We start from the raw sequence: 12,296 nt of genomic DNA, 5'->3' as shown, positions 1-12,296 counted from the left end.
AGTCGTACCGGCCCACGCGCCACGGCGCCTCCAGCGGTGAACCGGACGCGCGGGCAACAATCGAAGAGGGTGGCCCTGCCTGCAAGCGGGACCACCCTTTTTTCATGTTTTTGCGACGTCAGCCGCATGCTGCACCGGCATTACCCAGAAACCTGTCACAGCCCATGTCCACCCCATCCACTTCAGGGCTGCACCTGAAGACCCCCCACCGTGTGCTGCGCGACGGCGTGGAACTGCTGTCCTCGATGCGCTTCGCCATCACGCTGCTGACGGTGATCGCCATCGCCAGCATCATCGGTACGGTGCTCAAGCAGAACGAGCCGTATCCAAACTACGTCAACCAGTTCGGGCCGTTCTGGGCGGACCTGTTCCACGCGCTGTCGCTCCAGAAGGTCTACAGTTCCTGGTGGTTCCTGCTGATCCTGGCGTTCCTCGTGATTTCCACGTCCCTGTGCATCACCCGCAACGGTCCGCGGATGATTGCCGACATGCGCTCGTGGAAAGACCATGTGCGCGAACGCAGCCTGCGCGCGTTCCACCATCGTGCCGAGTACGAGGCCCCGCGCGGCCGCGAGGAGGCGGTGGGCAGGCTGACCGCGCTGCTGCGCAACCGTGGCTACCGCGTGAAGCCGGTGGCACACGAGGGGGCCACGCTGCTGGCGGCCAAGGCCGGGGCAGCGAACAAGCTCGGCTATATCCTGGCGCACACGTCCATCGTGGTGATCTGCATCGGCGGCCTGCTCGATGGCGACATGCTGATCCGCGCCCAGATGTGGTTCGGCGGCAAGAGCCCAATCGACGGCAACGCCATCATCAGCGAGATTCCGGCCAAGCACCGCCTGTCGGCCAGCAACCCCGGGTTCCGGGGTAATGCCTTCGTGCCCGAGGGCGCCACGGTGTCCACGGCCATCCTGAACATTGCCGATGGCGCGCTGGTCCAGGACTTGCCGTTCACGATCACGCTCAAGAAATTTTCGGTGGATTACTACACTACGGGCATGCCGAAGCTGTTCGCCTCGGATGTGGTGGTGACGGACCGCGCCACGGGCAAGCAGACCGAGGCAACGATCAAGGTCAATGAGCCGCTGATCGTCGATGGCGTGGCAATTTACCAGTCGAGCTTCGAGGATGGCGGCTCCAAGCTCAAGTTCGTGGGCTATCCGATGTCGGGCGCGGCGCACCGCACCTTCGCGCTGGCTGGCACGGTCGGCGGCAACGCCAAGCTGGCTGGCACCGGTACCGGGGCGGATCAGGAGGATCTGACCGTCGAATTCAGTGATTTTCGACTGATGAATATCGAGAACGTCACCGATGCCTCGGGCAAGCCCGACGCTCGGGGCGTGGCGCGCAAGTCGCTGAACCAGACGCTCGAGCAGCACCTGGGCGCGGCGGCCAGCACGGACAAGGAGAAGACGCTGCGCAACGTCGGCCCGTCGGTGCAATACAAGCTGCGCGACCGCACCGGCCAGGCGCGCGAATACAACAACTACATGGTGCCGGTGCAGCTGGAGGGCCAGTCGGTGTTCCTGGCCGGCATGCGGGAGTCGCCGAGCGAGGCGTTCCGCTACCTGCGCATTCCGGCCGACGACCAGAACGGCGTGGGCGACTGGATGCGCCTGCGCGCGGCGCTGCAGGACAGCGCGATGCGTGGCGAAGCCGCGCGCCGCTTTGCGGCCATCTCGATGCCTGGCGCCGATAAGGACACGCTGCGCAAGCAACTCGCCGAGAGCGCCCAGCGCGCGATGGACCTGTTCGCCGGCGCCACGCGCAGCGCGCCCGATGCGCCGCCGGGCGGCTTCACCGCCATCGCCGCGTTCCTCGAAAAGTCCGTGCCGCCCGCCGAGCAACAGAAGGCGGCCGATGTGCTGCTGAGGATTCTCAATGGCTCGATGTGGGAATTGTGGCAACTGTCGCGTGAGCGCGACGACCTGCCGGCCATCGCGAACGACGCGAAAAGCGGCGCTTTCCTGCAGCAGGCCATCAACACGCTGTCGGACAGTTTCTTCTACGGCGCGCCGGTTTTCCTGCAGCTCGATGACTTCCAGCAGATCAAGGCCAGCGTGTTCCAGATGACGCGTGCGCCGGGCAAAAACATCGTGTATCTTGGCTGTTTGCTGCTCGTTCTTGGCGTTTTTTCGATGTTCTACATCCGCGAGCGGCGCGTGTGGATCTGGATCAAGGACAGTGCCGCGCAGGGGCCGGACAATGCGGCGCAGCAGGCCGGCAGCCATGTGCTGATGGCCATGTCGACGCAGCGCCGGACGATGGATTTCGAGAAGGAGTTCACGGCACTGCGCGACGATATCGGACGCGCAGCCGGCGCGGGGCCATCGCCGGGGACGCACCCGTCGCACCCCTCAGCCGATTCGTCGGCACATTGATGCGCACCGATCACCGGGATTCACGGCATCAATGCCCGGTGATATGCGGGTGCGATCGATATAGTACATATGCATAACTCCCAAAAGCGCAGGAAATAGAGCAGGAATGTCATGTCGTCCAATGTCAACCACGCCAACCCGGGCCTGAACCCGTCGCGCGCCAACGCTTCCAATGCCGCCAACGCCTCGATGGCGGATGCATCGGAGGCCTACCTCGAACCCTCGTTCCTGCGCCGGCTGGGCTGGCTCGACTGGGCCTTCGCGCTGTTGCTGGTGGTGGGCGCCGGGTTTGCGCTCACGCGCTACGGCGCCTGGATGAATGTCTACGACAAGGCCGTGCTGGTGGCCGCCGTGCCCACCTTCGCGCTGCTGGGCTGGCACTGGAAGGCGGTGCGGCCGCTGATGGTCGGCATGGCCGTGCTGGCGCTGTTCGCGATCCAGCTCTACCAGGGCGACCTCGCTCGCGCTGAGCAGGCCTTCTTCCTCAAGTACTTCCTGTCGAGCCAGTCGGCCATCCTGTGGATGAGCGCGCTGGTCTACCTGTCCACGCTGTTCTACTGGGTTGGTTTCCTCGCGCGGTCCGATACCGGCTCGAGTATTGGCAGCAAGCTGCTGTGGGCGGCCGTGGTGCTCGGCTTCACGGGCCTGCTGGTGCGCTGGTACGAGTCGTACCTGATCGGCGCGGACATCGGCCATATTCCCATCTCGAACCTGTACGAAGTCTTCGTCCTGTTCACGCTGATCACCTCGCTGTTCTACCTCTATTACGAACGCCGCTACGCCACGCGCGCGATGGGGCCGTTCGTGCTGCTGGTGGTGTCGGCGGCGGTGGGTTTCCTGCTCTGGTACACGGTCACCCGCAACGCGCAGGAGATCCAGCCGCTGGTGCCGGCGCTGCAAAGCTGGTGGATGAAGATCCACGTACCGGCGAACTTCATCGGCTACGGCACGTTCGCGCTGGCGGCGATGGTGTCGGTGGCGTACCTGCTCAAGGAGCGCGGGATCCTGGCTGAACGGCTGCCGTCGCTGGAACTGCTCGACGACGTCATGTACAAGGCCATCGCGGTCGGCTTCGCGTTCTTCACCATCGCCACCATCCTGGGCGCGCTCTGGGCCGCAGAGGCCTGGGGCGGGTATTGGAGCTGGGATCCGAAGGAAACCTGGGCGCTGATCGTCTGGCTCAACTACGCAGCGTGGCTGCACATGCGTCTGATGAAGGGCCTGCGCGGCACGATGGCGGCGTGGTGGGCGCTGGTCGGCCTGCTGGTCACGACGTTCGCGTTCCTGGGTGTCAACATGTTCCTGTCGGGGCTGCATAGCTACGGCGAACTCTGACGCTGAGGTCTCCCGCTTGATCGACGAAGGCCCGCTTTGCTCAAGCGGGCCTTTTTCTTTGTGGCTACCCGGTAGAAAGTGCTGCATTGGGCTTTTATTGACGCCTGCACCACATTTTTTTAACTTTTCGGGAATAAACGGATCACATCAGGTGTTTACTGAGGAAGTACGGCGTCGACTGGCGGCGCCGCCCTGGAGAAAAGGAGACCCAATGATGACCACTCATCGTCACACCGCTGCATCGCTGCTGCGTCCCGCCCTGCTGGCCGTGGCTTCCGCGTCCGTCGTGCTGCTGGGCGCGTGTTCCAGCATGGGCATGGGCGGCGGCAACATGCCTCCGACCGTCAAGGTGACGAACGGCGCGCTGACCGATCCGCAGGGCCTGACGCTGTACACGTTCGACCGCGACCCGGCGAATGGCGGCAAGAGTGTCTGTAACGCCACTTGCGCGACCAACTGGCCGCCACTGCTGGCGGAACCGGGCACCAGCGGCACGGGCAGCTACACCATCATCACGCGTGACGACGGCACCCGCCAGTGGGCCTACAAGGGTATGCCGCTGTATCGCTTCGCCAAGGATGCCAAGGCTGGCGACCGCGCCGGCGATAACCTCAATAACGTCTGGCACGTCGCCAAGCCCTGACCGTCTACACATTGCTCCCCGGGCCACGTCCGGGGAGATGTCGGACGGCAAACGGCGGGGAAATAGTTGTCAGGTTTCCCCGCACCATCCGACCAAGCCCCATGTCCAACAGAACATGCGGCCATCAGGAACGCTCCCATCATGTTGATCCCTTCCCCCAAATGGCTTCGTGGTGACGATATCGCCACGTCCGAAATCACCCCGCGCCATATTTTCGAGTCGCGCCGCCGCCTGCTCGCGATGGCCGCCGCCGGCGCCGCGGGCAGTGTGCTGACGCCGTGGTTCGCCCGTGAGGCGTTTGCACAGGGCAACCCGGGCAAGGGCCAGCGCCTGGCGGCCACGCCGAACAACACCTACGTGATCACCGAGAAGCGCACGCCTTACGAGGACGTGACCACGTATAACAATTTCTACGAGTTCGGCACGGACAAGTCGGACCCGGCCCGCAACGCCGGCACGCTGCGGCCCCGGCCGTGGCAGGTGTCGGTGGAAGGACTGGTCAAGCAGCCGAAGGTCTACGACATCGACGAACTCGTGAAGCTCGCCCCGCAGGAGGAGCGCGTCTACAGGTTGCGCTGCGTGGAGGGCTGGTCGATGGTGATTCCGTGGATCGGCTACCCGCTCGCCGAGCTGATCCGCCGCGTGGAACCGCTCCCCGGCGCGAAGTTCGTCCAGTTCATCACGCTGGCCGACAAGAAGCAGATGCCTGGCATCAGCAGTTCCGTGCTCGACTGGCCGTATAGCGAAGGGCTGCGCATGGACGAGGCGATGCACCCGCTGGCGCTACTCACCTTCGGCCTGTACGGCGAGGTGCTACCGAACCAGAACGGCGCCCCGGTGCGCATGGTGCTGCCGTGGAAATACGGCTTCAAGAGCGCCAAGTCGATCGTTAAGATCCGCTTCCTGGACAAGCAGCCGCCGACCAGCTGGAACCTGGCCGCTTCGAATGAATATGGCTTTTATTCGAATGTGAATCCAGACGTCGATCACCCGCGCTGGAGCCAGGCTACCGAGCGGCGCATCGGCGAAGAGAAGGGCGGCGGCGGTTTCTCCGCGCTGTTCGCGCCCAAGCGCAAGACGCTGCCGTTCAACGGCTACGGCGCGCAGGTGGCGTCGCTGTATCAGGGCATGGATCTGAAGAAGAACTTCTGATGGCGGAGCCGGACATGATCGCGAATCAAGCCACGGCGCCGCGTGCGTCGGCCGCCGCTGCGCCCGCCCCGCGCGCCGGCGGGCTGGCGACGCTGTCGCCGTCGGGCGTGCGCGCCGTCAAGGTACTGGTGTGGATCCTGGCGCTGCTGCCGTTCGCCCGATTGCTCTATCTCGGCGCCACGGCGCAGTTCGGCGCCAATCCGCTTGAATTCGTCACGCGATCCACCGGAACCTGGACGCTGGTCATGCTCTGCGTCACGCTGGCCATCACGCCGCTGCGCCGCTTCACGGGGTGGAACTGGCTGATCAAGCTGCGGCGCATGCTCGGGTTGTTTGCGTTCTTCTACGCCGTGCAGCACTTCCTGTTGTGGCTGGGCGTGGACCGCGGGTTCGACGTCGCGTACATGATCAAGGACATCGCAAAACGTCCATTTATCACGGTGGGGTTTGCTGCGTTCGTGCTGTTGGTGCCGTTGGCGGCTACGTCGACCAATGGCATGGTCAAGCGGCTGGGCGGCAAGCGGTGGCAGGCGCTGCACAAAGCGATCTATGCGATCGCCGTGCTCGGCATCCTGCATTTCTGGTGGCACAAGGCGGGCAAGAACGACTTCAGCGAAGTGTCGATCTACGCCGCCGTGGTGTTCGTGCTGCTGGGCCTGCGGATGTGGTGGTGGGCGCGCAAGCGCGCCGCGTAGCGAGGATGGCGCGCCCCCCGCCGTGCGGAGAGGGGCGCCGCTGGGTCAGCCCTTGAGCAGGTGCTCGCCCTTGAACAGGTCGGCCGGCAGTTCGCGCTCGCGCACCAGGTGCACGGTGTCGCCATCGACCATCACCTCGGCGGCGCGGCCGCGGGTGTTGTAGTTGGAACTCATCACGAAACCATAAGCGCCGGCGGACATCACCGCCAGCAGGTCGCCCGGCTGCACGGCCAGCGCGCGGTCGCGGCCGAGCCAGTCGCCCGATTCGCACACCGGGCCCACTACGTCATAGGTCACGGGCGCGTCGGCGCGCGGCGCCACGGGCTCGATCCGGTGGTAGGCCTCGTACATCGCCGGGCGCGCCAGATCGTTCATCGCCGCATCGACGATGCAGAAGTTCTTGGCCGCACCGGGCTTCAGGAATTCCACCTGCGTCAGCAGCGCGCCGGCGTTGCCTACCAGCGAGCGGCCCGGCTCGAACAGCACCTCGCGGTGGCCATGGCCACGTGCTGCTACGCGGTCCAGCAGGGTGGTGGCGAAGCCGGTGATATCGGGCGGGGTTTCATCGGCATAGGTGATGCCCAGGCCGCCGCCCACGTCGATGTGGTCCAGACGGATACCTTCGCGCTCAAGCGCTTCCACCACGTCGAGCACCTTGTCGAGCGCCTCCAGATAGGGCGCCACTTCCGTGATCTGCGAGCCGATATGGCAGTCGATGCCGACCACTTCGAGGTGCGGCAGCGCGGCGGCGGCACGGTAGGTCGGCAGTACGTCCTCGAACGCCACGCCGAACTTGTTGCCCTTGAGACCGGTTGAGATATAGGGATGCGTCTTGGCATCCACGTCCGGATTGATCCGCAGCGACACGCGCGCGCGCTTGCCCAGCCGGCCGGCCACGGCGTTCAGCCGGTCCAGTTCGGGGATCGATTCGACGTTGAAGCCGCGTACGTCGTGCTCCAGCGCCAGCGCCATGTCGGCCTCGCTCTTGGCCACGCCCGAGAACACCACCTTGCGCGGATCGCCGCCGGCGGCCAGCACGCGGAGCAGTTCGCCACCGGACACAATGTCGAAACCGGCGCCCAGCTGGGCGAACACCTGCAGCACGGCCAGGTTCGAATTCGCCTTCACGGCGAACTGCACATGCGCGTTGCGGCCCTTGCAGGCGGCGGCGTAGGCCTGGTAGGCCGTGGTCAGCGCGGCGCGCGAGTAGACGTAGGTCGGCGTGCCGAACTCGGCCGCGATACGGGCCAGCGGCACTTGTTCGACGGCCAGGGCGCCGTCGCGGCGGGTAAAGAAATCAGTCATGTTCTGCGTGCGGAGGGGCGAGGCGCCCAGGTTACTTCGTCGAATTCGTGTTCGTGGCCGGCTCGGCAGGAACCGGCGCGCTGGTGGCGGGTTCGCCCATCGGCCGTGCCGGTGCCACCGCGCCCGCCTGGCCCAGGCCCGGATCGGGCACCGTGGGCGGGGTCGGGGCGGGCGGTACCCGGGGCATGGTCAGCGGGCCGCGAACGCCGCATCCGGTCAGGGTCATCGCGAGTACGGCGGCAAACGCCGATACAATCGCACCACGACGCAGCTTCGGGGAGTCCTTCATTGTCTGAATGCCTTGGATGGCTTGGGGTGACTTTCTGGATGGCTGGCGAAACGGCCCGGAATCCGCAGGAATCCGCGGCAAGTCCCGACAATTTTCCATTTTTCCGCCAGCCGGATCGCGACCCGGGACGTCTGTCCGGGCGCGCTGCCGGCGGCCTTGGAGTGTAGCATGCCCCCCCTCACCGAAAGCGAGTTCCTGGTACTGGCCGGCAAGGCCCTGGACCGGCTGGAAGCCGACATCGAAACCGCCGCCGACGCGGCCGACGCCGATGTCGAGATCAACCGCACCGGCAATGTCATGGAGCTGGAATTCGAGGATGGCTCGAAGATCATCGTCAATAGCCAGGCGCCGATGCAGGAGCTGTGGGTGGCAGCGAAGGCCGGCGGTTTCCACTTCCGCCACGACGGCGCCAAGTGGATGGATACGCGCAGCGGCGCCGAACTGTACGCGGCGCTCTCCACCTATATGAGCCAGCAAGCGGGCGTCACGCTGACGCTCGGCTAAGGCAGCGCCGGCCCCAGCCAACAAAAAACCGGCCGAGTGGGCCGGTTTTTTGTTGGGGCGAAAATTGCCGTCCGGATGCCGATCAGGCGCCGCCGAACATCTCCAGGATCTTGCGCTTCTCGGCTTCCGTATCCTGCGCCGGACGCGCGCTCTCGTCGGGTTTGCCGGGCCACGGATCGCCTAGTCCCACCGATGCCACGCCGGCACCCGCCGCGTTCTCCTCGAGCGTCCAGTCGCCGGCCACCATCACCACGCCTTCCGGCGCCTGCCGGTCGGGGCTCTCGGGCACGCCCTTGAGCGCCTTGCTCATATAGCTGACCCAGATCGGCAGCGCCAGGCCGCCACCGGTTTCGCGCACGCCCAGGCTCTTGGGCTGGTCGTAGCCCATCCACGCAATCGCCACGAGCTTCGGCGTGTAGCCGGCGAACCAGGCATCCACGGCATCGTTCGTGGTACCGGTCTTGCCGGCCAGGTCGTTGCGGCCCAGGCGCTGCTTGGCCGGGTTGGCCGTGCCGCTACGTACCACCTCGCGCAGCATGCTGTCGGCGATGAACGCGGTACGCGCATCCAGCACGCGCACGGCGTCCTGGCCAGCCTTCTGCGGACGGGTCTCGGAGATCACGTTGCCGCGCGAATCCACCACGCGCTGGATCAGGTACGGATTGACGCGATAGCCGCCGTTGGCGAACACCGAGTAGGCGCCGGCCATCTGGAGCGGCGTCACCGCGCCGGAGCCCAGCGCCATCGGCAGGTAGGCCGGGTGCTTGTCGGCCTCGAAGCCGAACCGCGTGATGTAGTCCTGCGCGTACTGCGTGCCGATCGCGCGAAGAATTCGTACGGATACGAGGTTCTTCGACTTGGCCAGCGCGCGGCGCATCGTCATCGGGCCTTCGAACTTGCCGTCGTAGTTCTTCGGCTCCCAGACCTGGCCGCCGGTGTCGGGGCCGATCGTCAGCGGGGCATCGTTGATCACCGTGGCGGGCGAGAAGCCCTTCTCCAGCGCGGCCGTGTAGATGAACGGCTTGAAGCTCGAGCCCGGCTGGCGCCACGCCTGCGTCACGTGGTTGAACTTGTTGCGGTTGAAGTCGAAGCCGCCGACCATCGCCCGGATCTCGCCATCTTCAGGATTCAACGAGACGAAGGCGGCCGCCACCTCAGGCAGCTGGGTGACGGACCACGTGTTGTCCTTGGCATCCTGCGTGACGCGGATGATCGCGCCGGGGCGGATCTTGACCTTGGGCTGGGCATTGGCCGACAGCGACGGTGCGATGAACCGCAGCGCCGTGCCTTCGATCGTCGCCACCTCGCCCGAGAGCAGCGTGGCGCGTACCTGCTTCGGCGTCACGCTGGTGACCACGGCCGAGCGCAGGTCGTCGCTGCCCGGGTGCTCCACCAGGGCGTCGTCGATGGCCTGCTCGCGTTCGGACGGATTCGACGGCAGGTCGACGAACGCCTCCGGGCCGCGATAGCCGTGCTTGCGCTCGTAGGTCATGATGCCGCCGCGCACCGCGTCGTACGCGGCGTCCTGGTCGGCCTTGTTCAGCGTCGTGTAGACGTTGAGGCCGCGCGTATAGGTTTCCTCGCGATATTGTGCGTACATGAGCTGGCGCACGATTTCCGCGACGTATTCGGCATGGGTGGAGAACTCGTTACCCTCGCCGCGCACCTTCAGCTCCTCGCGCACGGCCTGGTCGTACTGCGCCGGCGTGATGTAGCCGAGGTCGCGCATGCGCTGGAGGATGTATTCCTGGCGCACCTTGGCGCGGCGCGGGTTCACCACGGGGTTGTAGGCCGACGGCGCCTTCGGCAGGCCAGCCAGCATGGCGGCCTCGGCCGGCGTCACGTCCTTGATCGACTTGCCGAAGTAGACCCGCGCGGCGCTGGCGAAGCCGTAGGCGCGCTGCCCCAGGTAGATCTGGTTCATGTACAGCTCGAGGATCTGGTCCTTGGTCAGGTTCGCCTCGATCTTGTACGCCAGCAGCATCTCGTAGATCTTGCGCGTGTAGGTCTTCTCGCTCGAGAGGAAGAAGTTGCGCGCCACCTGCATGGTGATGGTGGAGGCGCCCTGCGACAGCCCGCCACGCAGGTTGGCCAGCCCGGCGCGCAGCACGCCCACGAAGTCGACGCCGCCGTGCTCGTAGAAACGGTCGTCCTCGATCGCGAGCACGGCCTTCTTCATGACGTCCGGGATCTCGGTGATCGGCACGAAGTTGCGGCGCTCCTCGCCGAACTCGCCGATCAGCACGTTGTCCGCCGTGTAGATCCGCAGCGGGATCTTCGGCCGGTAGTCGGTGATGGTGTCCAGCGATGGCAGGTTGGGCGCGGCCACGACCAGCGCGTAGCCCACCAGCAGCGCCACGGCGACCAGCCCGGCGACAAGCAGTCCAATCAGCCCGAACATGATCCGCGCCCAGAGCGGACGGCGGACGGGAAGGGACGGCTTCTGTTGTGCTGTGGCCATAAGGGTTTACCTAATCAGAGTGCCCGGATTATATCGTCGGGGATGGGGCGTCCCAGGTGCGCCGTGCCGCAAAAGGCGCTATCGCCCTGTTACAAGATGTAATCCTGTTGAGATCAGGTTGTCACGGCGCGCAGGTCTCCGGCGCAGGGCGGGTTGGCGGGTGTCGCGAAGGCGTGTTGGCCGTGAGACCGGATCGAGGGTGACCGATGCGGTGGCGCGACGCTCTGTAACGGGCTTGAGGTGGACCGTGGGATTTTGGCAACGCTTTCGCGCGGCCCGTCTGAAAAAGAAAGCGTGGTCAGATCGGCACATTGCGCGCGCCTCTGCTTTTTGTGAGAATCCACGAACATAAAAGAGCAAACGTTTCATCCAAGAAACTAATCTGGCTCGCCCCATTAGAGCAGTCATGCCGTGGGCGAGTTCAAATGTCAGGGGGTCACCTTGCGACGGGGCATCTTGTCGGGTCTTCTGCGCCGGACTACGGTCGGCGTAGATATCGGGTCGTCCAGCGTCAAGGTCGTGGAGCTGTCCGTTGGGGCGGGCAAACACGACTTCAGGCTGGAAAAATGCGCCAGCGAACTGCTGGACCGCAACGCCGTTGCCGATGGCAACGTCGTCAACATCGAGGCCGTGGGCATCGCGCTGAAGCGAGCCCTTGGCAAGGCCGGTATTCGTACCAAGGACGTTGTCCTTGGCGTGCCGTCCATGCTGACGGAATCTCAGACTGTCAGTCTTCCGGACAACCTGTCCGAGGACGAACTCTATTCGCAGGTCGAATCGGAGGCGCACCGCCTCTATCCGCCTTCCCAGGCGGTGAATTTCGACTTCGCGGTGATTGGCCCCAACGAGACCGAAGGCGGGATTGGCGTGCGCGTGACGGCCGCCAACAGCGATCGCGTGCAGGAGCGGGTGACGGCGGCCGAAATGGCTGGCCTGAAGCCGCAGGTGATGGATGTCGAGGAGTACGCCGTGCAGCGCTCGGTCGTACAGATGCTCGGCGTGCCGTCCTCCCTGACCGAGACCGATGCCAAGGATCTCCCCGTGGTCGCCGTCATCCACCTCGGTGGCAGTCGCTCCAAGGCGATCTTCTACCAGGGCTGGAAGGAACTCTACGAACAGCCACTGAACAGCTACGGCGACCAGCTCACGCAGAGCGCCGCGCGCATGTTCACGCTGGATGCCCTCAAGGCCGAGATCAAGAAGCGCAAGAACACGCTGCCTGAAGCGTGGCGCGCGCAATTGCTCAAGCCGTCGCTGGAAGCCCTGGCGATGGAAGTGCAGGGCGCCATCGGCAATTTCGTAGCCAGTTCCAGCCTGGGCCGGGTCGACGAGATCCTGCTCTCGGGCGGACATGCCTCGCTGCTGGGGGTGCAGGCCGCCATCCAGCAGCAGACGCAGATCACTACCACGCTGGCCAATCCTTTCGCCAACATGATGACCGCAGGCAACGTCAACGAGCGCTATCTCCAGCGCGACTTGCCGGCCTACATCGTCAGTGCGGGACTGGCATTGCGCGGGCTGCAATAACCCA

10 protein-coding genes are annotated in these 12,296 nt (G+C 65.3%); 7 read left to right on the top strand and 3 right to left on the bottom strand.

Annotation, left to right across the window (positions count from 1 at the left end; translation table 11 throughout):
* Positions 1-164 precede the first annotated feature (164 nt).
* The 5 genes from AC1DFU_RS23305 (at position 165) to msrQ (ending at position 6,206) form a co-directional block, all read left to right on the top strand.
* Positions 165-2,381, top strand: coding sequence for a cytochrome c biogenesis protein ResB (locus tag AC1DFU_RS23305; RefSeq protein ID WP_092299383.1), 2,217 nt, complete (start codon positions 165-167; stop codon positions 2,379-2,381).
* A 111-nt stretch (positions 2,382-2,492) separates the two neighbouring features.
* The gene (gene ccsB, locus AC1DFU_RS23300) at positions 2,493-3,716 is read left to right on the top strand and encodes a c-type cytochrome biogenesis protein CcsB (RefSeq protein WP_092299380.1); all 1,224 of its coding nucleotides are present in this window, start codon (positions 2,493-2,495) and stop codon (positions 3,714-3,716) included.
* Positions 3,717-3,930: 214 nt separating this feature from the next.
* Positions 3,931-4,359 (top strand): COG4315 family predicted lipoprotein, encoded by a 429-nt coding sequence (locus AC1DFU_RS23295; protein ID WP_092299503.1) that lies wholly within the window; start codon positions 3,931-3,933, stop codon positions 4,357-4,359.
* A 141-nt stretch (positions 4,360-4,500) separates the two neighbouring features.
* Positions 4,501-5,511: a protein-methionine-sulfoxide reductase catalytic subunit MsrP gene (gene msrP, locus AC1DFU_RS23290; RefSeq protein ID WP_092299377.1), complete on the top strand. Its 1,011-nt coding sequence runs from the start codon at positions 4,501-4,503 to the stop codon at positions 5,509-5,511.
* A 14-nt stretch (positions 5,512-5,525) separates the two neighbouring features.
* Positions 5,526-6,206 (top strand): protein-methionine-sulfoxide reductase heme-binding subunit MsrQ, encoded by a 681-nt coding sequence (msrQ, locus tag AC1DFU_RS23285; protein WP_092299500.1) that lies wholly within the window; start codon positions 5,526-5,528, stop codon positions 6,204-6,206.
* A 45-nt stretch (positions 6,207-6,251) separates the two neighbouring features.
* On the opposite strand, the gene lysA is transcribed toward msrQ, so the two are convergent.
* Both lysA and lptM read right to left on the bottom strand, forming a co-directional pair.
* Positions 6,252-7,511 (bottom strand): diaminopimelate decarboxylase, encoded by a 1,260-nt coding sequence (lysA, locus tag AC1DFU_RS23280; protein WP_441593423.1) that lies wholly within the window; start codon positions 7,509-7,511, stop codon positions 6,252-6,254.
* A 31-nt stretch (positions 7,512-7,542) separates the two neighbouring features.
* Positions 7,543-7,800 carry an LPS translocon maturation chaperone LptM gene (gene lptM, locus AC1DFU_RS23275; RefSeq protein WP_092299371.1) on the bottom strand — a complete coding sequence of 86 codons (258 nt, stop codon included), beginning with the start codon at positions 7,798-7,800 and terminating at the stop codon, positions 7,543-7,545.
* Positions 7,801-7,968: 168 nt separating this feature from the next.
* Between lptM and cyaY the strand changes: the two genes are divergently transcribed.
* Entirely contained in the window at positions 7,969-8,304 is a 336-nt protein-coding gene (gene cyaY, locus AC1DFU_RS23270; RefSeq protein WP_092299368.1) for an iron donor protein CyaY, read from the top strand.
* Between the two features lie 82 nt (positions 8,305-8,386).
* Here the strand turns inward: cyaY and AC1DFU_RS23265 are convergent, their stop codons facing one another.
* Positions 8,387-10,765 (bottom strand): penicillin-binding protein 1A, encoded by a 2,379-nt coding sequence (locus AC1DFU_RS23265; protein WP_092299365.1) that lies wholly within the window; start codon positions 10,763-10,765, stop codon positions 8,387-8,389.
* 456 nt (positions 10,766-11,221) lie between these two features.
* Between AC1DFU_RS23265 and pilM the strand changes: the two genes are divergently transcribed.
* Positions 11,222-12,292, top strand: a complete 1,071-nt coding sequence (gene pilM / locus AC1DFU_RS23260) for a type IV pilus assembly protein PilM (protein WP_177219987.1) — start codon at positions 11,222-11,224, stop codon at positions 12,290-12,292.
* Positions 12,293-12,296 lie beyond the last annotated feature (4 nt).

The organism is Cupriavidus sp. 10L45, from assembly GCF_056395225.1.
This window is presented reverse-complemented; position numbering and strand designations above follow the sequence as displayed.